Source organism: Ruegeria sp. F11 (genome assembly GCF_056533855.1).
The window spans coordinates 154,911-180,003 of record NZ_JBQFOW010000007.1; the positions used below are offsets into that span (position 1 = coordinate 154,911).

General features: G+C 59.3%; 24 protein-coding genes. 10 read left to right on the forward strand and 14 right to left on the reverse strand.

The window, feature by feature from the left end:
• Positions 1 to 21: 21 nt before the first annotated feature.
• The 9 genes from ACR0NJ_RS11280 to ACR0NJ_RS11320 all read right to left on the reverse strand — a co-directional run bounded on the left by ACR0NJ_RS11280 (position 22) and on the right by ACR0NJ_RS11320 (position 9,087).
• Positions 22 to 996 (reverse strand): type II secretion system F family protein, encoded by a 975-nt coding sequence (locus ACR0NJ_RS11280; protein ID WP_480817228.1) that lies wholly within the window; start codon positions 994 to 996, stop codon positions 22 to 24.
• Between the two features lie 10 nt (positions 997 to 1,006).
• Entirely contained in the window at positions 1,007 to 1,975 is a 969-nt protein-coding gene (locus tag ACR0NJ_RS11285) for a type II secretion system F family protein (protein WP_480817229.1), read from the reverse strand.
• A gap of 11 nt (positions 1,976 to 1,986) precedes the next feature.
• Positions 1,987 to 3,426 carry a TadA family conjugal transfer-associated ATPase gene (locus ACR0NJ_RS11290; protein ID WP_480817230.1) on the reverse strand — a complete coding sequence of 480 codons (1,440 nt, stop codon included), beginning with the start codon at positions 3,424 to 3,426 and terminating at the stop codon, positions 1,987 to 1,989.
• Positions 3,427 to 3,450: 24 nt separating this feature from the next.
• Positions 3,451 to 4,686: a CpaE/TadZ family protein gene (locus tag ACR0NJ_RS11295; protein WP_480817231.1), complete on the reverse strand. Its 1,236-nt coding sequence runs from the start codon at positions 4,684 to 4,686 to the stop codon at positions 3,451 to 3,453.
• A gap of 200 nt (positions 4,687 to 4,886) precedes the next feature.
• Positions 4,887 to 5,516 (reverse strand): OmpA family protein, encoded by a 630-nt coding sequence (locus ACR0NJ_RS11300; protein ID WP_480817232.1) that lies wholly within the window; start codon positions 5,514 to 5,516, stop codon positions 4,887 to 4,889.
• 17 nt (positions 5,517 to 5,533) lie between these two features.
• Positions 5,534 to 6,940, reverse strand: a complete 1,407-nt coding sequence (locus tag ACR0NJ_RS11305; protein ID WP_480817233.1) for a type II and III secretion system protein family protein — start codon at positions 6,938 to 6,940, stop codon at positions 5,534 to 5,536.
• 193 nt (positions 6,941 to 7,133) lie between these two features.
• Positions 7,134 to 8,030: a Flp pilus assembly protein CpaB gene (gene cpaB, locus ACR0NJ_RS11310; protein WP_480817234.1), complete on the reverse strand. Its 897-nt coding sequence runs from the start codon at positions 8,028 to 8,030 to the stop codon at positions 7,134 to 7,136.
• A gap of 252 nt (positions 8,031 to 8,282) precedes the next feature.
• A complete protein-coding gene (locus ACR0NJ_RS11315; protein ID WP_480817235.1) occupies positions 8,283 to 8,519 on the reverse strand; it encodes a hypothetical protein in 237 nt (78 codons plus the stop codon).
• Between the two features lie 331 nt (positions 8,520 to 8,850).
• Entirely contained in the window at positions 8,851 to 9,087 is a 237-nt protein-coding gene (locus tag ACR0NJ_RS11320) for a Flp family type IVb pilin (protein ID WP_480817236.1), read from the reverse strand.
• Positions 9,088 to 9,440: 353 nt separating this feature from the next.
• Here ACR0NJ_RS11320 and ACR0NJ_RS11325 point away from each other — a divergent pair, with 353 nt between their 5' ends.
• Positions 9,441 to 10,307: a lytic transglycosylase domain-containing protein gene (locus tag ACR0NJ_RS11325; protein WP_480817237.1), complete on the forward strand. Its 867-nt coding sequence runs from the start codon at positions 9,441 to 9,443 to the stop codon at positions 10,305 to 10,307.
• A 34-nt stretch (positions 10,308 to 10,341) separates the two neighbouring features.
• On the opposite strand, the gene ACR0NJ_RS11330 is transcribed toward ACR0NJ_RS11325, so the two are convergent.
• The 5 genes from ACR0NJ_RS11330 to tldD form a co-directional block, all read right to left on the reverse strand.
• Complete coding sequence (locus ACR0NJ_RS11330; RefSeq protein ID WP_480817238.1) at positions 10,342 to 10,968, reverse strand: 3-oxoacid CoA-transferase subunit B; 627 nt, start codon at positions 10,966 to 10,968, stop codon at positions 10,342 to 10,344.
• Positions 10,968 to 11,672: a CoA transferase subunit A gene (locus ACR0NJ_RS11335; protein ID WP_480817239.1), complete on the reverse strand. Its 705-nt coding sequence runs from the start codon at positions 11,670 to 11,672 to the stop codon at positions 10,968 to 10,970. Before ACR0NJ_RS11335 ends, ACR0NJ_RS11330 begins: the two co-directional genes overlap by 1 nt.
• 102 nt (positions 11,673 to 11,774) lie before the next feature.
• Positions 11,775 to 14,393 (reverse strand): type I DNA topoisomerase, encoded by a 2,619-nt coding sequence (gene topA / locus ACR0NJ_RS11340; protein ID WP_480817240.1) that lies wholly within the window; start codon positions 14,391 to 14,393, stop codon positions 11,775 to 11,777.
• 126 nt (positions 14,394 to 14,519) lie between these two features.
• Complete coding sequence (dprA, locus tag ACR0NJ_RS11345) at positions 14,520 to 15,656, reverse strand: DNA-processing protein DprA (RefSeq protein ID WP_480817241.1); 1,137 nt, start codon at positions 15,654 to 15,656, stop codon at positions 14,520 to 14,522.
• 225 nt (positions 15,657 to 15,881) lie between these two features.
• Complete coding sequence (gene tldD, locus ACR0NJ_RS11350; RefSeq protein WP_480817242.1) at positions 15,882 to 17,303, reverse strand: metalloprotease TldD; 1,422 nt, start codon at positions 17,301 to 17,303, stop codon at positions 15,882 to 15,884.
• A gap of 176 nt (positions 17,304 to 17,479) precedes the next feature.
• Here tldD and coxB point away from each other — a divergent pair, with 176 nt between their 5' ends.
• The 9 genes from coxB to ACR0NJ_RS11395 all read left to right on the forward strand — a co-directional run bounded on the left by coxB (position 17,480) and on the right by ACR0NJ_RS11395 (position 25,052).
• The gene (coxB, locus tag ACR0NJ_RS11355) at positions 17,480 to 18,391 is read left to right on the forward strand and encodes a cytochrome c oxidase subunit II (RefSeq protein WP_480817243.1); all 912 of its coding nucleotides are present in this window, start codon (positions 17,480 to 17,482) and stop codon (positions 18,389 to 18,391) included.
• A gap of 71 nt (positions 18,392 to 18,462) precedes the next feature.
• Complete coding sequence (gene cyoE / locus ACR0NJ_RS11360; protein ID WP_480817244.1) at positions 18,463 to 19,419, forward strand: heme o synthase; 957 nt, start codon at positions 18,463 to 18,465, stop codon at positions 19,417 to 19,419.
• A complete protein-coding gene (locus ACR0NJ_RS11365; protein WP_170721067.1) occupies positions 19,416 to 19,577 on the forward strand; it encodes a hypothetical protein in 162 nt (53 codons plus the stop codon). Before cyoE ends, ACR0NJ_RS11365 begins: the two co-directional genes overlap by 4 nt.
• The gene (locus ACR0NJ_RS11370) at positions 19,577 to 20,152 is read left to right on the forward strand and encodes a cytochrome c oxidase assembly protein (RefSeq protein WP_480817245.1); all 576 of its coding nucleotides are present in this window, start codon (positions 19,577 to 19,579) and stop codon (positions 20,150 to 20,152) included. Before ACR0NJ_RS11365 ends, ACR0NJ_RS11370 begins: the two co-directional genes overlap by 1 nt.
• A 22-nt stretch (positions 20,153 to 20,174) precedes the next feature.
• Positions 20,175 to 20,990 carry a cytochrome c oxidase subunit 3 gene (locus ACR0NJ_RS11375; protein ID WP_480817246.1) on the forward strand — a complete coding sequence of 272 codons (816 nt, stop codon included), beginning with the start codon at positions 20,175 to 20,177 and terminating at the stop codon, positions 20,988 to 20,990.
• Between the two features lie 156 nt (positions 20,991 to 21,146).
• Entirely contained in the window at positions 21,147 to 21,824 is a 678-nt protein-coding gene (locus ACR0NJ_RS11380; protein WP_480817247.1) for an SURF1 family protein, read from the forward strand.
• Positions 21,821 to 23,209 carry a threonine synthase gene (thrC, locus tag ACR0NJ_RS11385; RefSeq protein ID WP_480817248.1) on the forward strand — a complete coding sequence of 463 codons (1,389 nt, stop codon included), beginning with the start codon at positions 21,821 to 21,823 and terminating at the stop codon, positions 23,207 to 23,209. Before ACR0NJ_RS11380 ends, thrC begins: the two co-directional genes overlap by 4 nt.
• The gene (locus ACR0NJ_RS11390) at positions 23,206 to 24,468 is read left to right on the forward strand and encodes a M16 family metallopeptidase (RefSeq protein ID WP_480817249.1); all 1,263 of its coding nucleotides are present in this window, start codon (positions 23,206 to 23,208) and stop codon (positions 24,466 to 24,468) included. Before thrC ends, ACR0NJ_RS11390 begins: the two co-directional genes overlap by 4 nt.
• Positions 24,468 to 25,052 (forward strand): GNAT family N-acetyltransferase, encoded by a 585-nt coding sequence (locus ACR0NJ_RS11395; protein WP_480817342.1) that lies wholly within the window; start codon positions 24,468 to 24,470, stop codon positions 25,050 to 25,052. The genes ACR0NJ_RS11390 and ACR0NJ_RS11395 overlap by 1 nt, the downstream gene beginning before the upstream one ends.
• Positions 25,053 to 25,093 lie beyond the last annotated feature (41 nt).

The following is a 25,093-nucleotide window of genomic DNA, read 5'->3' on the forward strand; positions in this document are numbered from 1 at the left end:
TGGTCTCATTTGGTTGCAACCTCAGCGTCCGAAGGTCGAGATGACGTTGAAAGATGGTCCGACCAGAATAACAAGAAGCGGCGGAACGGTCAGGCCCATTGTGACCAGTGTCATCTTGGTGGGCAACTTGTTTGCGGCCTCTTCTGCGCGCATAACCCGCTTGTCCCGCATTTCCGAGGCGTAAACCCGCAGAGCTTCGGCAATGGATGTACCGAAAGTTGCCGACTGGATCATCACGGTCACAAAAGCGTTGACGTCCTGAACGCCGCATCTGGTTCCGAAATCCCGCAGAACGGTGTCTTTGTCCTTACCGGCCTTCATCTCATAGGCGACGACTTCGAATTCCTGAGAAATCTCGGGGTACGAGCTTTTCATTTCCGCGGCCACACGGACGATGGCCTGATCCAGCGACTGCCCGGCTTCAACACAGACAAGCATAAGGTCCAGCGTGTCGGGGAAGGCGGCGATGATTGCCTCTTTGCGTTCTTCCACGCGGCGGGTGATCCAGTATCTGGGCAGCATATAGCCAATGCCGCCGGGGACGAGGACGCGGATCAGGATTTGTTGCCCGGTGAATTCCTGGTCACCGGCAAAGACGGTGACCATCAAAACGCCGACGACGATGCCGATGATCCCGAGGGCAAACTGAGCGAAGTGGTAAAACCGGACCGAGTCCTTGGACTGGTATCCCGCCTGCCGCATCTTGAGCTGAATGGCTGAAAGCTCTTCTTCGTTCTTCGGCTCAAGAAAGGTCGCGAACTTTTCAAGCTGCTCGTTGCGGCCAGCATTGCGAAGCTGCTCTTTCTTGTCCTTCTTGCTCTTCTTCGGCTGCGTGTTCGAGCGTTGTAGTTTTTTCAGGGGGTCTTCGGGCTGATTCATCATCAGCGAAACGGCCACAAGGACCATGACCATTCCCAGAACGCCGACAACGATCAGGGGGCCGAACTCTCCCAGGTGTTGGGTCAACAGGTCATTGATGCTGGTCAGGAATTCCATCGTGCTGCCCTCAGACCTTGATGTTGGTGATGATCTTCATGACGATCAGGTTCAGGGTCAGCATAATGCCGACAAAGAAGCACATCGGAATGAAGTAGGGGTGGTCCAGAACCTCGTCATAGTAGCCGGGGTCCTTCACCAGAATGAACGCAAGACAGGCCAGCGGGAAGCCGGACAGGAATTTGCCGGACCACTGCGCCTCGGCGGTGATGGCTTTCACGCGGCGGAACAGGCGGAACCGGGCGCGGATAACCTGCGCCAGACCAGCCAGAATCTCGGCCAGGTTACCACCGGATTGCTGCTGTATGCCCACGGCCACGGCCAGAAAACGCAAATCTTGCATATCCAGGCGCTCTGCCATGTCTTTCAGCGCCTCACCCACGTCGCGGCCATAGGCGCATTCGTCGGCGATGACGCCAAACTCGGTGGCCAGCGGGTCCTGCACCTCATTCGCGACGATCTGAACAGACGACACGAACGGGTTACCAACACGCAGCGACCGCACCATCAGTTCAACCGCGTCAGGCAGTTGTTCCTCGATCATCGACATGCGCTTTTTGGCCTTGTGGTTGACCCACGCATAGACCGCACCAACGCCAATCGCGACCGAGATTGCAATCCGCAGCGGCAGGTCGGTCGGGGTGCCGATGCTGAGCCCCATAAAGGCGACCGCAGACACAAGACCCATGATCATGATCAACTGGCGGGGCGTGAAAGCAATCGCCGCCTTTTGCGCCTTGTCTGCCAGCAATGAATACAGAGGGATGCTCTGCGTTTTCATATGCTGCTGCATTTCCTTGCGCAGTTGTTCCAGAACCTGTTCGCGCCCGACGCCTTTGTCGAGCATGTCCAGACGGCGGTTGACCCGGCTGTTCAGGCTGATGGATTTGCCGAATGCGACCAGATAGATACCTTCGACCAGGGCCAGGACCCCCACGAAGATGGCGATATAGATAAGGGCCTCCATAGGAAGTTGCATACCCAGATCTCCTACATTGTGGTGGGGTCGTAGATCGACGCAGGCAGGTCAAAGCCCCACAGGCGGAAGCGTTCCGAATAGTGGCTGCGCACGCCCGTTGCGGTGAAGTGACCGATGATCTTGTTGTCCGGCGTAAGGCCAACACGTTGAAAACGAAAGATTTCCTGCATCGATATCACGTCGCCTTCCATGCCCGTAATCTCGGTGATCGAGGTCATGCGGCGCGAGCCGTCCTGCAAGCGGCTGGCCTGAACCAGCAGGTTCACAGCCGAGGAAATCTGGCTGCGGACCGCCTTGATCGGCATCTCGATCCCGGCCATTGCAATCATGTTTTCCAGACGCGAAATACCATCCCGGGCCGAGTTGGCGTGAATCGTGGTCATCGAGCCGTCGTGGCCGGTGTTCATGGCCTGCAGCATGTCGATAACCTCGGCGCCACGCGTCTCGCCGACGATGATGCGGTCGGGGCGCATACGTAGGGCGTTTTTCAGACAGTCGCGGGGGCTAACCTCACCCTTGCCTTCAACGTTGGGCGGGCGGCTTTCCATCCGGCCTACGTGAGTCTGCTGGAGTTGTAGTTCCGCCGTATCCTCGATGGTCAGGATGCGCTCGGCGTCGTCGATGAAACTGGACAGGGCGTTGAGCGTGGTCGTTTTACCCGAACCGGTACCGCCCGAGACGATGATGTTCAGACGGGTCGAGACGGCGGCCTGCAGATAGGCGGCCATTTCCTCGGTGAACGCGCCGAAATTGACCAGATCGTCGATGCCCAGCTTGTCTTTCTTGAATTTACGAATCGAAACCAGCGAACCGTCCACCGCGATCGGCGGCACCATGGCGTTGAAACGCGACCCATCTGCCAGACGGGCGTCAACGTAAGGGTTTGATTCATCAACACGACGACCCACGGCTGACACGATCTTGTCGATGATCCGCATCAGGTGCTTTTCGTCTTTGAACGTAATGTCGCTGAGTTCCAGCTTACCGGCGCGTTCCACGAAAATCTGTTGCGGGCCGTTTACCAGAATATCGTTAACCGATTCGTCCTGCAGCAGCGTTTCCAGCGGACCAAGGCCGGTGACCTCGTCATAGAGTTCCTTGTTCAACTGAGACCGGTCGTCCCGGTTCAGAACGATATTCTTGGCCTCAAGCACCTCGCTGGCGATGGCGCTGATTTCCGAGCGCAATTCAGCCTCACCTGCGTTTTCCAGCGCGGCAAGGTTCAGGTTTTCCAGCAATTCCCGGTGCAGTTCGATCTTGATCTCGCCCAACCGTTCTTTGCGCTTGCGCTCACGATCGGACCCGACGACTTCGGCCGTTTTTTTCTGGATGGGCTTGCGCACAATCGCGGTGGCGGCAGAGGCTGCCGCCGGGGCTGATGCGGCCTCGGGGGTTTTGTCGGGCGTTTGTACCGGCTGAGCGGCAGGTTGCTTCTTGTATCTTGAAAACACGGCGGCTCCCCCCTTGGGATGATGTTACGCGGCTTCTGCGTCGTTGCTGCCAAGGCTGTGCAGAGACTTCGCCAGCTTCGCGATTTCCCGGCGCAGCGGGTTTTTCGCGGCCGAGTTGGCAAGCGGCAGACCATGATCGCCACTTTGCATGACGGGTTTGCCGCCATCAGGTAGTTGCAGGTCAATCGAAATGCCCAGGCTTTCGCCCATGCGTTTCACGCGGCTTTTGCCGTTCAGGTCGGTGAACTTGGGCGCACGGTTCAGGGCGAAACGAAGCTTGTTGAATGGCAGTTCTTCGGCTTGCAGCGCGCGTTTCAGACGCAGGGCGTTCTGTGCCGACCGCATATCCAGTTCGATCACGGCGAAATACACATGCGCAGCCTGCAGAATCGTTTCCGACCACAGAACCAGCGTTTTGGGCATGTCCACGATCACGTAATCGAAGTGCTTCCGCGCCAAATCGATCACCCGTTGGATGTCTTCGGGGGTGATCAGATCCAGCGGCACCATGTCGGACGGCGCGGTGAGAACCTGCAGCTTTTCTTCATAGGTTTGAAGCGCTTGCGAGAAAACCTCATCATCCATCGAATCGGTGTCTGACAGCATCTCGAACACCGTCTCGCGCCGCGGCAGGTCGAGGTAAGTCGAAACCGTGCCATATTGCAGGTCCAGATCGATCAGGCAGACCGAGGGGGCCTCTTTGTCGGATACGCTGGCAAGTTCCCAGGCCAAATTGACGGCCAACGTGGTCGATCCCACGCCGCCGGCAAGCCCGTGGGCCACGAACAACGCGCCTTCTTTCGATGCGCCATCCGTCAGAGTGGCTGCTGCTGTAGGGGCAACGGCAACCGGGTCGGGCTGGTTCATCCGCTCAATGGCTTCCGCCAGTTCGCCTTCGGGAAGAGGGTAGGGGACAAATTCATCCGCGCCCTTGCGCAGCAACTGATGCAACGAGGCGGGGGTCACGTCCTCGGCAATCAGCACAACTTTGATTTTCTTATCTTTGGCCTGAGCGATGATTTCCCCCATCAGCGTCAGGTTATCTTCATCTTCGCCATCAATGGCCAGGGCAACGAATTGCAGCGAATCGGCTTCGGGCTGGGTGAAGAACGCGAGCGCTTCGGCGAAACCAAGGTCTCCCCAACGCTCGCCCAGAACCGCCTCCATGTCTTCGATCAGCAGGTCAAAATTCTGCACGTCCCTGCTGATCGTGCAGGCCAGAATGGCGGTATTGTCATCTTGCGGCGTAGCGCTGGTCATAAACACAATCCTCGTCGTGAGGGCCCAGCATCTCGTGCGAACGTCGGTCGTTCAGGTTGATTTGCTGTCGCCCCGATGCGGTCAATTCAAGCCGCAGGTCACCCTATTGTTCACAATGTCACTTTGAAGTTGGGCGAGAATTTGGCGCAAAAGAACCAATTGTAGGGAAATGGGCGACGATGTCGCCCATTCCACAAGTATTATCCACCTTCGGCACCCTCGGTGGCTTTGACTTCCTGGATCGCGCTGACGGTCGTCGCGCTGTCGATGTACTCGCGGTAGATGACCTCGGCATATTTGCCGTCCAGAGTCTGCGACCGGCTGTCAACAAAGCCTGCGACCTCGGTCACGGTGCGGCGATTCCGGCGGTCCCGATTCGGCGTCGCCACCAACGGCTGTGTTTTGCCGAACGAGACGACCGCTTCAAGCCGTGAGCGCGAGATACCCTGCTGCGAGAAGAAATTCACGACAGCTTGAGCGCGTCTCAGACCCAGACTTTTGTTGTACCCGTCCGAGCCGACCGCATCCGTATGCCCGTAGACCCGGAACCGTGCTTCGGGGAACTGTTTGATCCAGTCCGCCTGCTGCAAGAGTATCCGCTGGGCGGACGCATCCAACTGAGAGCTGTTGAAGGCAAAGTTCACCTGGCTCGGCACCTCAGAGGCAAAGCGCCGTCCCAGAATTTGTGCATAGGTCAGTTCTCCGGTCATGACCTGGGTGTTGTTCAGGGCGGCATTTCCGAAGGTGCCCTGGTCGATCTCGTATCCGGCCTCTCGCGTACATGCGGCGACAGCGACCGTCAGACCGAGTGTGATGATCCACTTCTGCATTGGTCCGATCCTCCTGATCAATCTAGGACGTAGCCGTAAGAGTTGCCGAAGTCCTGTCTTGCGACTTCCGATGCGCCACCTGCGCCGGAACGTGCCGTGCGCGAGACCCGGCCATTCACGAACAGATCAAATTCGCTGGGCGGTTTGACCCGGTCGGTCGGCAGGGCTAGGGCCTCGCCACGGACGGGGGACACAAGATGGGCGGTGATGATGATGATCAACTCGCTTTGCTCACGCTGATATTCCGCGCTACGGAACAGCGCGCCCAGAACTGGGACATCACCCAACCACGGCACTTGGCTGCTCAGGTCAGCGAAATCGTCCTGCAGCAATCCGGCGATAGCAAAGCTTTCCCCGTCCCGCAGTTCGACCGTCGTCTTGGCGCGGCGGGTGATGAAGCTTGGAACCGTGTCACCGTTGATGGTGAAGTCCGAGCTTGAGTCGATTGCCGACACAGCTGTTGCCATTTCAAGGTTGATCAGGTCGCCGTCCACCACGCGGGGAACAAAGGCCATCTCAACGCCGAACGCTTTGTATTCGATGGCCACGACGCCGTCATCTTGCGGAACCGGGATCGGAACCTCGCCACCAGCCAGGAAGGTTGCTTCCTGTCCGGACAGGGCCGACAGGTTCGGCTCGGCCAGATTGCGCGCCAGCCCCTTTGTTTCAAGGGCTTCCAGCAACAGGCGAATCTGCGTCGATCCAGCGCCGAACCCGAACAGGATGGCACCGTTGTTCTCTTGAACAAACGGAATGCCGCCGTTCAGCGCATTGGAAAGAGCACCCTGGTTGTTCAGAGTGTTGAAGCCCGCAGTTACATCGGTTCCGGCAAAGCCAAGTGACGCGGACAGGCTTTTGGCCACCGACCGGTTCATCTCGGCAAAGCGGACTTTCAGCATCACCTGCTGAACGCCGCCCACCGACATCAGATTCGATACACGCTCGGGCGCGTAGCGTTCCGCCAGTTCAAGCGCACGGGCCAACTTGGCCGAGCTTGAAATGGTGCCCGACAGCACGATGCCATCATTTGCCGTGCGAACCTCGACCGGTTCGTTGGGCAGAATCTGACGCAGCCGCTCTTTGAACTCGGTCACATCCGGTGCAACGCGCACGCGCACGTTGGCGATCAGGTTGCCGACACCGTCAAACAGGGTCAGGGTTGTCAGGCCAGGGGCCTTACCCAGAATGTAGATGGTGCGATCAGAAAGCGATGAGATGTCAGCGATACCGGCATTGGCAATGCTGAGTTCCGCGAAGGGTTCTTCGCTTTCCACGACGATCGCGCGATTCATGGGCACATCCAGTGTTTCCACCGTGCCCTTTTTCACCACGCGAAGGGTTTCAGCCCAGGCGGCATCGCCGACCGGGCCCATAACAAGCGACAACCCCAGCAGGGTTGCGCTGATCCAGGAACGTATTGTCATGTGACCTGCCTCTCCGATCACGCCTCGTTTTTGGGTCTTTTGCCCTATGATGAGAAAGACTGCGCGAAAACCGAATTTATTGCAATAATCAATGGTTTCTGGAATTTTCCTTATGTGGATAATGCGCAACAATGCCATAAGAAAGGGCCGCGCTGTTCGCGCGGCCCTGTGCCTGTAACGAATTGAAATCCCGTCAGTTTGTGCAAGGAATCGGGGCTTCGATAATGTCGGCCCCTTTTCTGATTCGCGTAGTGCAGATCTGCTTGGGGGCGGCCTGAGGTGCCGGTGCGACCTCTTCGATGCCCAGCAGGGTTCTCTGGTCCACTTCGATGACCTCGACCGCCGCTGCAATTTCTTCGTCTTGCTGGATGCCGACCAAGGCAAGCGACAGTCGACCGGTGTTTTGCGCCTGCGCCAGGGCTGCGACTTGTTCCGGGGTTGCCGCGACTGTCACGGTCCGGGCGATTGTGGTCCCGGTGACGTCCGAGCCGGTGGTCTGATCGACAGCGATCAGTTCGATGCTCGTTTGAATCAGACGCGTAATACCTCCGCTCGCACCTTCGGTGGTTCCGCTGGACCCGGTCCAATAGATATCAACATTGTCTCCCGGTCGCAGAAAACCCGAAACGCCCGAGGCGACATCGACGCTGATCGCAAAGGCCCGCATTCCTTTTTCAAGACGCGAGGTCAGGCCAGCCTTCCCGCCCGGTTCGGTGACTTTCACTGCCATCAGGGCTTCGTCTTTTTCCATCGTCCGCAGGACGAAACGATCCCGGTTGCCGGTTTCCGGGAACAAGGCAGTCATTTCGGTAAAGGTCCCTTCGGGGATTGCGGTTTCAGGCCACTCGACAATGCGAACATCTTCTTCGGCCAGTTTTTCACCGTACTTTAGCGTCCGGTTCGAAACGAGGACGCCAACGGTGGGGATGACCTCAACCTGTTTGTTGGCATTTGCCAAGGCTTCCGCCGCTGCTTGCTTTTGACGGGCAAGCTCTTGCTGGTAAGCCGAGATGTAGTTGCGCGCCATATAGACGGCCCCCCCGGCCAGAGCCACCCCGACAATCAGGACAAGTCCGAATACCGCTCGCATGCATACACCTCTTATTTGGATTGGCCGACGGCTCGACAGCCAATGAACCACTTTGAAACAGCATATTTCCTAAATCTGAATTGTGTCGAAATGTGGGACAAATCTGTTTTTTGCAAAGATTTGTCAGGCTCTATTGCGTTTGTGCCCAATTGATCCGGGCAGCTTCAGTTGAGCGAACGAAAAATCGCCGCAACCTGGCGTTGCGGCGATCCTTGTCTTTGTCCGTTGGCTGAATTGTTGCCCGCTGGCCCGTTAGTTGCTGACCGTTCCGGCTGCGGTAATCCCGCCGGCATCCCCAGTGGTTGTACCCGTGCTGATCGTCGCCGAGCTGAGCGTCGTGTTCACATTGCCACCAACATTGTCGGTTGCGGATTGGATTGCGGCGACCAAAGCTGCACCCAGTGCAAGTATCAAAGCGACCAGGACAACCCAGTCGACGGTGATCGCCCCGTCTTCCTTTTGCCTAAAGTCCCTAAAGAACCTGATCATTCGTCACCCCTTCAACCGCAATTTATCTGGCGGGCCGGTTTCTTCCGATCTTCCGCAACTAATATCTGTTGCAATGAATTTGACCTGTTTGCATGGCGGAAATTAGGCCAAACATAGATTATCACGCCAAAATCACTAATTTTTTTTGTTGAATATTGGTCGCTGGGTCTGTCGGGCAAAGATTTGCCCGAGCTAAGCTGGGGGCATTGTGCGCAGGATAGGACCCGGCTGGAGAAAGCGATTAACCCCAAAATTTTCTGGTTTGCTTCTCGTAACCAAAAAAAGCCGCGCCAAACCTGGCGCGGCTTCGCTTCCGAATGGAAGTGGTAACTTAGTTGCTGGTGCCAGCAGTGGTGATACCGCCTGCAGTGGTGCCGTCGCTGGTGCCGGTGCTCAGAGTTGCCGAGGACAGAGCGGTGTTCACGTCTGCCGCCAGGCCCGATGCGCCGTCTGCGATCTGCTGGTATGCCACGGTGCCCAGGCCGATGACTGCTGCGGTCAGAACAACCCAGTCAACTGTTACGGCGCCGTCTTCGTCTTTGCGGAAGTTCTTGATGAACTTGATCATGTTACGTCCCTCCTAAAGGATCTAAAAGTCAATTAAACCTTGGCGTCTTCCAGAGCTTTCTCTCTCAGTCCGCTCCCGACCGTCTCGGTATGACCTAATGTTTGACGGTTACGCGTGGCAGGAATTGGGCCAAACGCAGATTTTTTTCCGGATCGCTTAACTTTTTGGTGATATTTTACGTAACCCTTTGAAAATTAATGGTAAAAAAATCAATCAATGTGTTTGCAACGATCCGGGGCGATGTAAAATTGCGCCAAATGAGGCGAAATTGCCCCATTTCGCTTTGTTTTTCTGGCTTTGCGGGAAGATTCGAGGTTCAAATCACCTAAAAAGAAAGCATGAGGCAGGCAAAAATGAATCTCCGGAACGCACTTAAATGCGCCGGTGTGTTGGCATTTCTGACGTCAGGCGTCGCGCCCGCCGTCGCCACCGAGGTTGAGCCACGCGGCGTTTACAAGAGAATCAAGCCCCCAAAACCGGGCGAGCGCCCGCGCGTGACCATTCAGATCACGCCCGAAGAGCATGCAACCCGTCCCTCGGCCCCCAGCACGGGGACGGCGATTGTTGTGCCGGAAATCATCGCTCGCACCAAAGTCGCGCCACCGCTCGCGCCCGATAACAACGGTAAGACTAAGCCCAAAGGAGCCTACAAAGCCTTTTGGGAGAAGATATCACCCGAACTTGCACAAGCCGGGGCGTGGCGGCTGGATGATGCGATCAAGGCTCTGGCCGCAACCAGCGTAAGGTCGCCGCGCCTGCAGACGCTGCAGACCATCGCGCAGGAACAGGGGGTCGAGATTTTGCGCTCGACCGTCGGCACCAATGTGTCGCCCGCACTGGTTCTGGCTGTGATCTCGGTGGAATCGGCTGGTCGCGCAGATGCGGTCAGTTCTGCGGGCGCGCAGGGGCTGATGCAGTTGATGCCCGCCACAGCCGCCCGGTTTGGGGTCCAGGACAGTTTCAAACCGTCGCAGAACATCGCGGGCGGCGTGAAATACCTGAACTGGCTGATGGGAGAGTTCGGCAACGACCCGATTCTGGTTCTGGCCGGGTACAACGCGGGCGAGGGGGCCGTGCGCAAACATAGTGGCGTGCCGCCTTATGCCGAGACCCGTGACTATGTCCCCAAAGTGCTGGCGGCCTTTCAGGTGGCGCGAGCGCTGTGCACCACGCCACCCGATCTTGTCTCGGATGGATGCGTGTTTCAGGCCCTGAACTGAAAAAGCCCGCCGATTTGGCGGGCTTGTCGATGGATCAGTTGACGATATTGGCTTCGGTCGCGCCGCGGATTTCGTCTTCGGTCACGCCCTCGGCGATCTCGACGATCTTCAGGCCACCCTCGACCACGTCCAGCACCCCCAGATTGGTGATGATGCGATTCACGACCTGCTTGCCGGTCAGCGGCAGAGTGCATTTCTTCAGCAGCTTGGACTTGCCGTGCTTGTTGGTGTGATCCATCACCACGATCACGCGGCCCACACCGGCCACCAGATCCATCGCGCCGCCCATGCCTTTGACCAGCACACCGGGGATCATCCAGTTGGCCAGATCGCCCTCTTCATCCACTTCCATCGCGCCCAGCACGGCGGCAGCGATCTTGCCGCCCCGGATCATCGCGAACGAGGTTGCGCTGTCAAAATACGACGTGCGGGACAATTCGGTGATCGTCTGCTTGCCTGCGTTGATCAGGTCGGCATCTTCTTCACCCTCGAAAGGAAAGGGGCCCATGCCGAGCATGCCGTTTTCCGATTGCAGAGTGATGTCCTTGTCGCCCACATAGTTCGCCACCAGCGTCGGAATACCGATGCCGAGGTTCACATACATGCCGTCTTCCAGTTCCTGCGCCGCGCGTGCGGCCATCTGATTGCGGTCCCAGGGCATTATGCGGTCTCCTTCTGGCGGGTGGTGCGCTGTTCGATGCGCTTTTCGTGGTCGCCCTGAATGATGCGGTGCACATAGATGCCCGGCAGGTGAATGCCATCAGGGTCCAGCGAGCCGCGCGGGACGATCTCTTCAACCTCGGCGATGCAGATCTTACCGCAGGTCGCGGCAGGCACGTTGAAGTTGCGTGCGGTCTTGCGGAAGATCAGGTTGCCGGTGTCATCAGCCTTCCACGCCTTGACGATGGAGAGATCGGCAAAGATGCCTTCCTCCATGATGTAGGTCTCGCCGTTGAAGTCTTTGTGCTCTTTGCCCTCGGCGATCACGGTGCCTACACCGGTTTTGGTGTAGAAGCCGGGGATGCCCGCGCCACCGGCGCGCATCCGTTCGGCCAGAGTGCCTTGCGGGTTGAATTCCAATTCCAGCTCTCCGGCCAGATACTGGCGCATAAACTCGGCGTTTTCGCCGACATATGAGCTGATCATCTTCTTGACCTGTTTGGTCTGCAGCAGGATGCCGATGCCGAAATCATCAACGCCCGCGTTGTTCGAGGCGAAGGTAAGGTCCTGCGCGCCAGCCTCTCTGATCGCTTCCAGCAGCAGTTCGGGAATGCCGCACAAGCCGAACCCGCCCGCAGCAATCAGCATGCCATCCGACAGCACCCCATCCAGTGCTTCGGTGGCATTGGCATAGATTTTCTTCATGGAAAACTCTCCCAATGACATGGTGACAGGCAGGTTGTGCCGCTACGTCATTGGGAAGTCAATGAAACTGGGGGGCAGGTAGTATTTCTACCTAGCCCTACCTTAGGTTGCCGCCTTTTTGGCGGTTTTCTTCGGGGCCGCCTTCTTTTTTGGCGCGGCCTTCTTTTTGGTGCCCTTCTTGGCGGCGCGTTCGTTGACCAGTTCGATGGCCATTTCCTGCGTCACATCCTCGGGTTTGATGTCTTTGGGGATGGTCGCGTTGACCTTTTCCCACTTCACATACGGCCCATAGCGCCCATCCAGCACCTGCATCGCGCCGCCATCCGGGTGTTCGCCCAGCTCTTTCAGCGGCTTGGCCGCAGCCCGCCGCCCGCGCCCCGGATTGGCGCGCTTTTCGGCCAGCAGTTCCACGGCGCGGTTCATGCCGATCTCGAACACATCGTTGGGGTCTTTGAGGTTGGCATAGACCGGTTTGGCCTCGTCAGCCAGTTGGTGCATCAGATAGGGGCCGAACCGCCCGAAGTTCGAGCTGATCATGCCGCCCTCGGGGTGTTCACCGATCTGGCGGGGCAGCGACAAAAGCGTCAGCGCCTTGTCCAGATCCATGTCATCCTTGCTCCACCCACGGGGCAGGGACGCGCGTGGGGGTTTTTTGTTTTCCGGCGTGGGCTCGCCACGCTGGACATATGGCCCGAAACGGCCGGACTTCAGCCAGATCTCGTCGCCCGAATCTTCGCCCAGCAACCGTTCATCACCTTCGGCCCCTTCGCCCGCGATGGGGCGGGTATAGGTGCATTCCGGGTAATTGCCGCAGCCGACAAACCCGCCTGTGCGCGAGGTCTTAAGGTGCAATTGTCCCACGCCGCATTTCGGACAGATGCGCGGATCGCTTCCATCCTCGCGCGGCGGATACAACTGAGGGGCCAGCGCCTCATCCAGTTTGTCCAGCACTTCCGAGATACGCAGTTCGGACGTCTCGCCAATCGCGGCCGAGAAATCACGCCAGAACTTGCCCAACAGGTCCTTATAGTCGCGGTCGCCCGCGCTGACATCGTCAAGCTCTTCTTCCAAGTTGGCGGTGAACTCATAGCCCACATACTGACGGAAGAAGTTCAAAAGGAATATCGTGACGATCCGGCCCTTTTCCTCGGGGATCAGCCGGTTCTTGTCCTTGCGTACATATTCCCGGTCCTGAATCGTGGTCACGATTGAGGCATAGGTTGACGGCCGTCCGATCCCCAACTCTTCCATCCGCTTGACCAAAGTGGCCTCGGTATAGCGTGGCGGTGGCTGGGTGTGGTGCTGCAGCGCCAGAACAGCCTCATTTTCGGACAGAACTGCGGCCTTGTCCTCGGCTTTCGCAAATTGATCCTTCAGCGAGGTTTTGGCAAACCGCGCCGGATCGCCCTGCATGATCTGCGGCAGACGTTTTTCATCGTCATCCGCCACGTCGTCGCGGCCTTCTTCATAGACGCGCATGAACCCGTCGAACAGCACCACCTGACCGGTGGCGCGCAGGCCGACCTGACCATCTTCGCTGCCGATCTCAACCGTCGTACGCTCCAAACGCGCGGCGGCCATCTGACACGCGATGGTGCGTTTCCAGATCAGATCATACAGCTTGCGCTGATCTTCATCCGTGACCTTTAGCGCCTTGGCATCGCGCGTCATATCCGTTGGGCGGATACATTCGTGGGCTTCCTGCGCGTTCTTGGCTTTGTTCTTATAGATACGCGGGCTGTCGGGTACATATTCCGCCCCATATCGGTCCGCAATTGCATCGCGTGTGGCGGCGACGGCCTCGGGGGCCATGTCGATGCCGTCGGTTCGCATATAGGTAATGTAGCCCGCCTCATACAGCCGCTGCGCCACTTGCATCGCATGGCGCGCGCCCATGCCGAACTTGCGGCTGGCCTCTTGCTGCAGGGTCGAGGTCATGAATGGCGCGCTGGGGTTGCGGGCGGCGGGCTTGGCCTCGACTGAGGTGACGCTCAGCGCGCGGCTGGTGATCGCCTGCACCGCCAACTCGGCCTGCGTGGCGTCTTTCAGATCGTGCTTGTCCAGCTTTTTGCCAGCATAAGTGACAAGACGCGCCTCATAGGTCTGGCCGCGCGGGGTTTCGAACAGCGCCTTGACCGACCAGTATTCGACCGGTTTGAACGCCTCGATCTCCATCTCGCGCTCGACGATCAGGCGCAGGCAAACAGACTGCACCCGGCCCGCTGACCGGGCACCGGGCAGCTTGCGCCACAGAACCGGCGACAGGTTGAAACCCACCAGATAGTCCAGCGCCCGGCGGGCCAGATAGGCCTCGACCAGCGGCATGTCGACCTCACGCGGGTTCTGCATCGCCTCGGTCACCGCATCCTTGGTGATGGCGTTGAAGGTTACGCGGCTGACCGGCGTGTCCTTCTTGATCGAACGCCGCTTGGTCAGTGCCTCCTGCAGGTGCCAGCTGATCGCCTCACCCTCGCGATCGGGGTCGGTGGCGAGGATCAGGGCGTTGTCCTTTTTCAGAGCATCAGCGATCGCTTTGACATGCTTGCGGCTGTCATTCCCGACCTCCCATTTCATCGAGAATTCGTGGTCCGGATCAACCGATCCGTCCTTGGGCGGCAGGTCCCGCACGTGGCCGTACGAGGCCAAAACAGTGTAGTCGGGGCCGAGATACTTATTGATCGTTTTTGCTTTGGCCGGAGATTCTACAACAACTACGGGCATTTAAGAGGAATCCTCGCTCGACAGGCTTTGCGCTTTGTATGGCCGTGCAAAATGTGTGCGGCAAGATCGAATTGTCAATGCGTTCCTTTTGACCCTGAAAATATGGCGTCTTTATGAACCGCTGCGCTAGCTGGCCAGCGACAGCAACCCGCCAGGTTGGCGCTGAATCCGCCCGTCGAGCTCAAGATCCACCAGCGCCGGACCAACAGCACCCGCCGGTGCGGCGATGTCGCGGATCAGTTGATCCTCGGCAATCGGGGATGGGCCAAGCCTGGTCAGGATTTCGGTATGCAGCGATCCGCTTGTCATGGTTTGGTTGTCCTTGCGGCAGGGTGCGTCGGTGTCTTCAGGTGGCAAAAGAACCGATTGCTGCGGCGGCAGGGTGTCGATCACGTCCTCGGCGTTGCGCACCAGTGTTGCACCGTCGCGGATCAACAGATTGCACCCAGCGGCGCGGGCGTCGAACGGGTGGCCGGGCACGGCCAGAACCTCTCGCCCCTGATCAAGCGCATCGCGGGCCGTGATCAGGCTGCCTGATTTCGCCGCCGCTTCGACAACGATGACCGTTTGCGATAGGCCCGAGATGATCCGATTGCGGCGCGGAAAGTGCCGGGCCTGGGGCGTTACGCCCATGGGTTGTTCCGAGAGGCGCAGGCCCTTGTCGGCGATGTTCCGCGCCAGATCCGTGTTTTCCGCTGGGTAGATCACGTCGACTCCACCCGCCATCACGGCAATGGTTCCGGTTTCTAAAGCAGACATATGCGCCGAGGTGTCGATCCCCCGGGCCAGACCCGACACGACAATAAACCCCTTTTCGCCTAACTCTTTCGCCAGCCCGCGTGCCATCCGGGCCCCGAGGGAGGAACAATTTCGCGCCCCAACCATCGCAATCGCCGATCTTTGCAAAAGGGACGTATCGCCAATCGCCCAAAGGATCGGAGGAGCATCAGAGATGTCATTCAAAGCGGCAGGGAAATAGGCAGACCCAAGGCACAAAAGCCGCGCATTGGCGGCTTTTGCGGCCTTGAGTTCCGCCTCGATCACACCGGGGGGACAGATTTCATACCCGTCGATCCCGGCAGCGCGTGCCATTTCGGGCAGCGCGGCCAGCGCGTTCTGCGCCGAGCCATGTTCGCGCAGCAGCCGGCGAAACGTCGCCGGACCAACCTTGCGCGAGCGCAACAGACGAAGCCAGGAAAACCGATCCTCTTCCGTGGTGGGTGGGAGTGTGGGGTGATTGGAAGAAAGCTGCTCTTCGGTCATCCGATGCTCCGCCTGATTGCAGAACTGGTTTACGGGGTATGGGGTTAACAGCTTGTGAATCGAAGAAAATTAGATGCGTTTTTTCAGAACGCGTTTCTGGATATCTGTATATATGTTTGAAAAGGCGGAGAAATTTCTTGCGAATTTTCTTGGGCAGACAGGAGCGGGCGCGTTGCGAAAGGCCCACAGCGTTAACCGAGCGCCCCCCTTTAAGCTGATTCCGACTCAGGTGGCCGAGCCGCCCACCGTTAGCCCGTCCATCAGAACCGTCGGCTGCCCGACGCCCACCGGCACCCACTGGCCATCTTTGCCGCAGGTGCCCATGCCTGGGTCCAGCGCCATGTCATTGCCCAGACCGCGGATGCGTTTCAGCGCCGACGGCCCGTCACCGATCAGGGTCGCGCCTTTGACCGGCGCGCCGATCTTGCCGTTTTCGACCCGGTAGGCCTCGGTGCACGAGAACACGAATTTGCCATTGGTGATATCCACCTGTCCGCCGCCGAATCCAACGGCCCAGATGCCATCCTTGATATCTGCCACCAGCGCAGCCGGGTCCGCGTCGCCGCCCAACATCACCGTATTCGTCATGCGCGGCATGGGTTTGTGGGCATAGCTCTGCCGCCGTCCGTTGCCGGTTGGCGCAACGCCCATCAGACGGGCGTTCTGCCGGTCCTGCATGTAGCCGGTCAGGATGCCATCCTCGATCAGTACCGTCCGTGAACTGGGCGTGCCCTCGTCGTCCACAGTGATCGAGCCGCGCCGGTCAGTCATCGTGCCGTCGTCTACCACGGTTACGCCTTTCGACGCGATTTGCTGCCCCATCAGGCCCGCAAAGGCTGAACTTCCCTTGCGGTTGAAATCACCTTCAAGCCCGTGCCCGATGGCCTCATGCAGCAGAATTCCGGGCCAGCCGGGGCCAAGCGCGACCTCCATGACACCCGCCGGGGCAGGGACCGCGTCGAGGTTGACCAAAGCGATCCGCAGAGCCTCGCGCGCTTTGCCTTGCCAGTCAGAGGGATCAATGAGCCCGTCCAGCCCCACGCGACCGCCGCCCCCGGCCGAGCCGCTTTCGCGCCGTCCGTTCTGTTCCACGATGACCGAGACATTCAGGCGCGTCATCGGGCGCACATCGCGCACCAACACGCCGTCGGGGCGCAGAATCTCGACCTCTTGCACGGCGGCGGCGATGGTGGCGCTGACTTGCACCACGCGCGGGTCCAGATCGCGGGTAAAAGCGTCGATGGCGCGCAGGGTCTCGATCTTGACCGGGAAGTCAGCGGATTCGATCGGGTCTTCGTCGGTATAAAGCCGTTTGTTGGTGGCCATCGGGGCATCAGCCAGCGTTCCGCCGCCGTCCCCCACCGCCAGCCGCGCAGTTTCCGAGGCGCGTTTCAGCGCCGGGATCGACACGTCGGTCGAATGGGCATAACCCGCGACCTCGCCCTGAACGGCGCGCAGGCCGAACCCTTCGGAGGCGTCATAAGACGCGGTGCGCAGTCGCCCATCGTCAAACACCAGAGACTCGGATTTTCGCCGCTCGACAAACAGCTCTCCATCCTCGGCACCAGCCGTGGCTGAGCGCAAAATGGCCAAGGCCTCATCCTGCGGTAAAGCGCTGTCAAAGGGGCGGAACGGGGCCTGAGTCATCGGTTGCGACCTTTCGGGTTTGATCCAGATCAAAAATAGCGTCTGTTTGACGCAAGCATTTTGCTTTATCTACCCGCTGGAATATGGTTTTTAACGCGTCCAAAGACAACGGGAGAGGTGCGACTGATTCACACCTTTTCGCCAGGGACGTAAAGATCAAACGATCAGGACAGAATATGAAGAATGCTTTGATGCTTTCGGGGTTGATGACAGCCCTCTCCAGCCTCCCCGCCATGGCTCAGGAGCTTGAGATTATTGGCAAACCGGTCGATGGCGGCCTGGGGTTCCAGCCCGCAGCCACAAGCCTGGCCGAGGGAATTCACAAGCTGGACAACATGATTCTGGTGATCATCACCGTGATCTGCCTGTTCGTCGCGGCACTGCTGGTTTACTGCATTGTGCGCTACAACAGTCGTGTTAACCCGACCCCGGCGCGGTTCTCGCACTATACGCCGGTTGAGATCGCCTGGACCCTTGGACCGATCCTGATTCTGGTTTTCATCGGGGCTTTTTCGCTGCCGGTGCTGTTCAAGCAGCAGGAAATTCCGGAAGGCGACGTGGTGATCAAGGTAGTGGGCAACCAGTGGTACTGGACCTACGAATATGTCGATCACGATTTCGCCTTTGACAGCTATCTGCTGGGTCATCCGGCGACACTGGACGAGGGTGCGCGCCCTGCCGACGCAGACGTGACGCCGTTTGTTCTTGATGACGCCATGCGCGCCAAGCTGGCCGATGCAGGCTACAGCGATGATGAATGGCTTCTGGCCACCGACACCGCCGTTGTCGTGCCGGTTGGCAAGATCGTCGTGATGCAGGTAACGGCGTCGGACGTGATCCATTCGTGGACCATTCCGTCCTTCGGTGTGAAGCAGGACGGCGTTCCGGGGCGTCTGGCCGAACTGTGGTTCCAGGCCGACAAAGAGGGCGTCTATTTCGGACAGTGTTCAGAACTGTGCGGCAAGGACCACGCGTATATGCCGATCACCGTCAAAGTGGTCAGCGAAGAAGCGTATGAGGAATGGCTGCAGGGTGCTCTGGAAGAGTATGCGGGCCAGCCTGCGGCGTATCAGGTTGCCTCGAACTAAGCCGCTTTTGGCCTAGGTAAGACTGCAGGCTGCGCGGGGATCGCGCAGCTTTTGCCCCAGAAGGACCGGACATGAGCGACGCAAGCATCAATGCCAGCCAAGTGACCGCCAAGGCGCACGCGGATGAGGCCAGCTTTGGCGATTACTTCGCCCTGCTGAAGCCGCGCGTAATGTCTTTGGTCGTGTTCACGGCTTTGGTGGGGCTGCTGGCGGCACCTGTTCCGGTGCATCCGTTTGTGGGCTTCTGCGCGATTCTGTTCATCGCCATTGGCGGAGGTGCCTCGGGCGCGCTGAACATGTGGTGGGACGCGGATATCGACCGGGTGATGAAACGCACCAAAGGCCGTCCGATCCCCTCGGGCAAGGTCGAAGAGGGCGAGGCGCTGGCCTTGGGTCTGGCACTGTCTGGCCTGTCGGTGATCATGCTGGGGCTGGCGACCAACTGGTTCGCAGGGGCGTTTCTGGCCTTTACCATTTTTTTCTACGTCGTCGTTTATACGATGTGGCTGAAACGCTCGACGCCGCAGAACATCGTGATCGGCGGCGCGGCGGGGGCCTTCCCGCCGGTGATCGGCTGGGTGGCGGCGACCGGCTCCATGTCTGTCGAGCCATGGCTGATGTTCGCCCTGACTTTCATGTGGACACCACCGCATTTCTGGGCGCTGGCGCTGTTCATGCGCTCGGATTATGACGATGCAGGCGTTCCGATGCTGACCGTAACCCATGGCCGCCGCGCGACGCGCTGGCATATTCTGGTCTACACTGCGCTGCTGGCCACGCTGGCCGTGGGCACCGCGTTCTCGGGCATTGGCGGCCCGATCTACCTGACCGTTGCCGTTGTGATGAACGCCCTTTTCCTCCGTGGCGCGTGGCAGATTTCGCGTCGGACCGAGGACGACTCGGAGGTGGACAATTTCAAGGTGGAACGCAGCTTCTTCAAACTTTCGCTGCTGTATCTCTCCCTGCATTTCGGCGCGATTCTGGTTGAGGCGCTGTTGAAGCCTTACGGCTTGGGAGGCTGGTCATGAGTCTGCGCAAAAGCCATGAACTGCATCAGCGCAGGTTCAGCCGCAATCTGGGCGTAGGCCTGACATTGGCGGCGTTCATCGTGATCATCTTTGGCCTGACGGTCGTCAAGGTCTCGGGCACCGATTTCAACATGGCGACGCAAGAGGTGCAGAACTGATGGCGCTGTCGGGTCCGCAAAAAACGGTTGCACAGACCGTAGGGGTGGTTGTCCTGATGGGTAGCCTCGCCTGGGCGGCAGTGCCGTTTTATGACTGGTTCTGCCGGGTCACCGGGTTTGGCGGCACCACCGGCGTGGCCGCCTCCGCGCCCGAGGACATTCTGGACCGCACTGTCACCGTCCGCTTTGACGCCTCCAAAGCCAAGGATATGGCGTGGGAGTTCAAGCCGGTCGAGCGCGAGATGGAAGTGCGCATCGGCGAAACCGGTCTGGCCTTTTACGAGGCTTACAACCCGACCGACCGGCCCATCGCCGGTCAGGCGTCCTATAACGTCGCGCCCTATTCGGCGGGTGGGTATTTCCAGAAAATCGCCTGTTTCTGCTTTGAAGAACAGGTGCTGGAGCCCGGCGAGCGGGTTCAGATGCCGGTCACATTCTTCGTCGATCCTGAAATGGTTGACGATCTTGAAGCCAAGTATGTGCATACGATCACTCTGTCGTATACATTCTACGAAATTGACCTGCCCGAGGGCTATGCCGCCCTTGATGTGCAGGCAGATACAAACACGAACTAACGCCTTTAGGTGAGGGACTTTGATGGCACACGCTAAAAATCACGACTACCACATTCTGAACCCCTCGATCTGGCCGCTGATCGGCGCGATCGGCGGCTTCGTGATGCTGTTCGGAGCCGTCCTCTGGATGCACGGCATCACCCCGTGGATGTTCTGGGCTGGTCTGATTGCCGTTTTGTACACCATGTTCGCTTGGTGGTCCGAGGTGGTGGTCGAAAGCCGTCAGGGCGACCATACGCCGGTTGTCCGCATCGGCCTGCGCTATGGTTTCATCCTGTTCGTGATGTCCGAGGTGATGTTCTTCTTCGCCTGGTTCTGGTCGTTCTTCAAACATCGCATGTACCCGATGTACGACTATGCAGGTACCGAGTACATCCAGCCGGATATCCACGCGGTTGACCCGTTCCACCTGCCGCTGATCAACACGCTGGTGCTGCTGCTGTCGGGCTGTGCGATCACCTGGGCGCACCATGCGCTGGTGCATGACAATGACCGCAAAGCGCTGATAAACGGTCTGGCCATCGGTATCGTTCTGGGCATCGCCTTTACCGCGCTGCAGGGCTATGAATACTATGAATTGCTGGCCCACGAGGGGTGGAAGTTCGGCGATGATCAGTTCTATTCGAACTTCTTCATGGCGACCGGTTTCCATGGCGCGCACGTGATCATCGGGACGATCTTCCTGTCGGTCTGTCTGATCCGGGCGTTGAAAGGGGACTTTACCCCCGAGAAACACGTCGGGTTCGAGGCTGCCGCCTGGTACTGGCACTTTGTTGACGTGGTTTGGCTGTTCCTGTTCTTCGCCGTCTACATCTGGGGCCAAGCCCCGCTGATGTAAGCCGCGTCAGGTGATCCAATTGCAAAAGCCGCCCTTTGGGGCGGCTTTTTCTCTATTCCCGGGCGCAAAATTGCGCCCCATACAATTGGGCGGTTGCAAACCCCGTGACCTGCCCCTTAACAAGACGCCGGTTCCTGCAACGAGGTATGATCGTCCATGCGCCGCACTCTGTTCCTGCTGATCTTCGGCCTTGCCGGTCTGGGCGTGCTGTTGTCGCTGGGCGTGTGGCAAGTGCAGCGGCTTGGGTGGAAACAGGCTGTGCTGGCCGAGATCGATAGTCGGATTTCTGCTGACCCGATCGCCCTGCCATCAGCGGTGTCCGAGGGCGCGGACAAATACCTTCCGGTCATCGTTTCGGGCGAGATGGAGCCCGGGGAGATTCACGTTCTGGTGTCGGTCAAACAGGTCGGTGCGGGGTACCGGATCATTCAATCCTTCAGCACCGAAGACCGGAGCATTCTGGTGGATCGTGGCTTTGTGCCGACGACCGCGAAGCAGGCCGAGCGGCAGACCGGTCCGATGGAGGTCACCGGCAACCTGCACTGGCCCGACGAGATCGACAGCTACACGCCTGAGCCGGACATCGACAGCAACATCTGGTTCGCCCGCGACGTGCCCAATCTGGCCGCTGCGTTGGGGGCCGAGCCCATTCTGCTGATCGCCCGGTCTGAAACCGATCCGGGCGTGACCCCTCTGCCTGTGGATACGGCAGGCATCCCGAACGATCACCTGCAATACGCAATCACATGGTTTGGTCTGGCCTTGGTCTGGGCCGCGATGACCGCATATTTCCTGTGGCGCAGCCGCGCCCCGTCTGAGAGTGAAGCGACATGAAATATATCTCGACCCGAGGCCAAGCGCCCGAACTGACCTTTGAAGAAGCGATGCTGACCGGGCTGGCCCGCGACGGCGGTCTGTACCTGCCTGCCGAGATCCCGGTGATGAGCCATGACGAGATCGCCGCTTTGGCCGGTCTGCCCTATGAAGAGATCGCGTTTCGGGTGATGTGGCCCTATGTCAGCGGCTCGTTCACCGAAGATGAGTTCAAGGACATCATCACCCGCGCTTATTCTGGGTTCGGCCACGACGCCCGCGCGCCGCTGAAGCAGCTGAACGAGAACCACTTCCTGCTGGAGTTGTTCCACGGGCCGACGCTGGCCTTCAAGGATTTCGCCATGCAGCTGATCGGTCAGCTGTTTCAGGTGGCCCTGAAACGGCGCAATGACCGTGTGACTATTGTGGGCGCGACCAGTGGTGACACAGGATCAGCTGCGATCGAGGCGTTCCGCGGGCTGGACGCGGTGGATGTGTTTATCCTGTTCCCGCATGGTCGTGTCTCCGAGGTGCAGCGCCGTCAGATGACGACGCCCGCCGACAGTAACGTGCACGCGCTGGCCGTGGATGGGGATTTCGACGATTGTCAGGCTGCGTTGAAGGATATGTTCAACGATTTCGACTTCCGCGATGGGGTGAAGCTGGCCGGTGTGAACTCGATCAACTTCGCGCGGGTGCTGGCGCAGATCGTGTATTACTTCTCGGCGGCCGTCAGCCTCGGCGCGCCGCACCGCAAGGTCAGCTTTACGGTGCCGACCGGCAACTTTGGCGACATCTTCGCGGGCTATCTGGCCAAACGTATGGGCCTGCCCATCGACCGTCTGGTCGTGGCGACCAACCAGAACGACATTCTGCACCGGTGCTTGTCGGGTGAGGGGTATTTCAAGGGCGAAACCATCCCCTCGATCAGCCCGTCGATGGATATTCAGGTCAGTTCGAACTTTGAACGCGCACTGTACTATGTCTATGGCGAGGATGGTTCAGCCGTGGCGCAGCTAATGGATGAGCTCAAGACCGGCGGCTTCAACGTCAGCCAAGGCGCGATGGATGCCCTGCGCGAAAGCTTCGACTCGGGGCGCGTGTCCGAGGATGAAACGTTGGAGACGATCAAGCACACGCTGGCGCACAGCGCTGAACTGGTCTGCCCGCACTCGGCCATTGGGATCAAGGTTGGTGAGGATCACCGCACGGCAGAGGTGCCGATGGTCACTCTGGCCACCGCGCACCCGGCGAAATTCCCGGCGGCGGTCGAGAAGGCAAGCGGTGAACATGCCCCCCTTCCATCCCGCATGTCTGATCTGTATGAACGTCCCGAACGGGTGACCCGCATTGCCAACGATCTGGGGGCCCTTGAGGATCATATCAGAAGGCACATCGCTGAGTGACAGTCAGACAAGACCAGCTGAAGAACGGATTTCGTATCGTCAGTGAACACATGCCGGGGCTGCAATCGGCGGCCATCGGCATCTGGGTGACCGCCGGTGCGCGGAACGAGCGGATCGAACAGAACGGCATTGCGCATTTCCTTGAGCATATGGCGTTCAAGGGAACCGAGCGGAGGACAGCGCTGCAAATCGCCGAGGCGATCGAGGATGTGGGCGGCTATATCAACGCCTATACCTCGCGCGAGGTGACGGCCTATTACGCGCGCGTTCTGAAGGACGACGTGGCGCTGGCGATGGATGTGATCGGCGACATCGTTCTGAACCCGATCTTCGATCCGCGCGAGATCGAAGTTGAGCGCGGCGTGATCCTGCAGGAAATCGGTCAGGCCTATGACACGCCCGATGATGTGATCTTTGACTGGCTGCAAGAGCAGAGCTATCACGACCAACCCCTTGGTCGCACCATTCTGGGCCCGACCGAGCGGGTCAGCGCGTTCTCGCGCGAAGACCTGTCGGGCTTTGTGGCCGAGCATTATGGCCCCGACCAGATGATCCTGTCTGCGGCCGGTGCCGTGGATCATGACGCGCTGATGAAGATGGCCGAAGAGATGTTTGGCCATCTGCAACCGCGCAAAGGTCTGATCCCGGAAACCGCCCGTTTCACCGGTGGCGAAGCGCGGCAGGAGAAAGAGCTGGAACAGGCGCATTTTGCGCTGGCGCTGGAAAGCCCCGGTTATCGCGACGATGCGATCTATACGGCGCAGATTTATTCCACCGCTTTGGGTGGTGGCATGTCCTCGCGCCTGTTTCAGGAAGTGCGCGAGTCGCGCGGGTTGTGCTATACGATCTTTGCGCAGACCGGGGCTTATGCCGATACCGGGACGACCACGATCTATGCGGGTACGTCCGCCGATCAGGTCGGCGAATTGGCGACCATCACCATCGATGAGATGAAGCGCGCCGCCGAAGACATGAGCGCCGAAGAGGTCGCCCGCGCGCGTGCGCAGATGAAAGCGGGGATGCTGATGGGGCTGGAAAGCCCCTCGAACCGGGCGGAACGGCTGGCGCGGCTGGTGCAGATCTGGGGACGTGTGCCCTCGCTTGAGGATACGGTGGCCAAGATCGACGCTGTTACCACCAGGGATGTTCTGGCCTTTGCTGAAACCATGGCGGTACAGGCCCCGGCGGCGCTGGCACTTTATGGCCCGGTGTCGGGCGCGCCCTCACTGGCGGAATTGCAGGAGAGGCGCGCGGCGTGATGCTTCTGGGCCGACGCAAGCTGAAACTCGAAACCGAGCGCCTGAGCTTGCGCCCGCCCATCCATTCCGACTTCAATGAATGGGCGGCGCTGCGGCGGGCGTCCAAAGACTACCTCACCCCGTGGGAGCCGATCTGGGCCAAGGATCACCTGAGCCGGAAGTCATTCACCAACCGGGTCTACTGGGCGCAACGCTCGGTCGCCGGGGGCACAGCAATCCCGCTGTTCCTGTTCCGCCGCTCGGACGATGTGTTGGTGGGTGCGATAACGCTGGACAATGTTCGTCGCGGACCTGCACAGGCGGGGACGCTGGGGTATTGGACCGGTCAGGCCTTTGCCCGTCAGGGTTACATGCGCGAGGCCATCGGAGCCGTGGTTCACCACGCCTTCACCCGTCTGGACCTGAGCCGGATCGAGGCCGCTTGCCTGCCGGAAAACGCGGCCTCGCGGGGGTTGCTCGAAAGCTCTGGCTTCAAATACGAGGGCGTCGCGCAGTCTTATCTGCAAATCAACGGGCGGTGGCGGACACACGTGTTATACGCCAGCTTGCGGTCGGATCGGCGGGGTAAAACGGACGCGGGGTAGGGGGCTCTGCCCCCGTCGCGGCAAGCCGCGACTCCCCCGGG

Coding starts and splice junctions, on each gene's coding strand:
- ACR0NJ_RS11365 (WP_170721067.1), top strand. CDS start 19,416: ATGAGTCTGCGCAAAAGCCATGAACTGCATCAGCGCAGGTTCAGCCGC.
- ACR0NJ_RS11335 (WP_480817239.1), bottom strand. CDS start 11,672: ATGAAGAAAATCTATGCCAATGCCACCGAAGCACTGGATGGGGTGCTG.
- cyoE (WP_480817244.1), top strand. CDS start 18,463: ATGAGCGACGCAAGCATCAATGCCAGCCAAGTGACCGCCAAGGCGCAC.
- ACR0NJ_RS11280 (WP_480817228.1), bottom strand. CDS start 996: ATGGAATTCCTGACCAGCATCAATGACCTGTTGACCCAACACCTGGGA.
- ACR0NJ_RS11315 (WP_480817235.1), bottom strand. CDS start 8,519: ATGATCAGGTTCTTTAGGGACTTTAGGCAAAAGGAAGACGGGGCGATC.
- ACR0NJ_RS11330 (WP_480817238.1), bottom strand. CDS start 10,968: ATGCCCTGGGACCGCAATCAGATGGCCGCACGCGCGGCGCAGGAACTG.
- dprA (WP_480817241.1), bottom strand. CDS start 15,656: ATGACCGAAGAGCAGCTTTCTTCCAATCACCCCACACTCCCACCCACC.
- ACR0NJ_RS11370 (WP_480817245.1), top strand. CDS start 19,577: ATGGCGCTGTCGGGTCCGCAAAAAACGGTTGCACAGACCGTAGGGGTG.
- ACR0NJ_RS11320 (WP_480817236.1), bottom strand. CDS start 9,087: ATGATCAAGTTCATCAAGAACTTCCGCAAAGACGAAGACGGCGCCGTA.
- ACR0NJ_RS11325 (WP_480817237.1), top strand. CDS start 9,441: ATGAATCTCCGGAACGCACTTAAATGCGCCGGTGTGTTGGCATTTCTG.
- topA (WP_480817240.1), bottom strand. CDS start 14,393: ATGCCCGTAGTTGTTGTAGAATCTCCGGCCAAAGCAAAAACGATCAAT.
- coxB (WP_480817243.1), top strand. CDS start 17,480: ATGAAGAATGCTTTGATGCTTTCGGGGTTGATGACAGCCCTCTCCAGC.
- ACR0NJ_RS11395 (WP_480817342.1), top strand. CDS start 24,468: ATGCTTCTGGGCCGACGCAAGCTGAAACTCGAAACCGAGCGCCTGAGC.
- cpaB (WP_480817234.1), bottom strand. CDS start 8,030: ATGCGAGCGGTATTCGGACTTGTCCTGATTGTCGGGGTGGCTCTGGCC.
- ACR0NJ_RS11300 (WP_480817232.1), bottom strand. CDS start 5,516: ATGCAGAAGTGGATCATCACACTCGGTCTGACGGTCGCTGTCGCCGCA.
- ACR0NJ_RS11295 (WP_480817231.1), bottom strand. CDS start 4,686: ATGACCAGCGCTACGCCGCAAGATGACAATACCGCCATTCTGGCCTGC.
- thrC (WP_480817248.1), top strand. CDS start 21,821: ATGAAATATATCTCGACCCGAGGCCAAGCGCCCGAACTGACCTTTGAA.
- ACR0NJ_RS11285 (WP_480817229.1), bottom strand. CDS start 1,975: ATGCAACTTCCTATGGAGGCCCTTATCTATATCGCCATCTTCGTGGGG.
- ACR0NJ_RS11305 (WP_480817233.1), bottom strand. CDS start 6,940: ATGACAATACGTTCCTGGATCAGCGCAACCCTGCTGGGGTTGTCGCTT.
- ACR0NJ_RS11380 (WP_480817247.1), top strand. CDS start 21,147: ATGCGCCGCACTCTGTTCCTGCTGATCTTCGGCCTTGCCGGTCTGGGC.
- tldD (WP_480817242.1), bottom strand. CDS start 17,303: ATGACTCAGGCCCCGTTCCGCCCCTTTGACAGCGCTTTACCGCAGGAT.
- ACR0NJ_RS11375 (WP_480817246.1), top strand. CDS start 20,175: ATGGCACACGCTAAAAATCACGACTACCACATTCTGAACCCCTCGATC.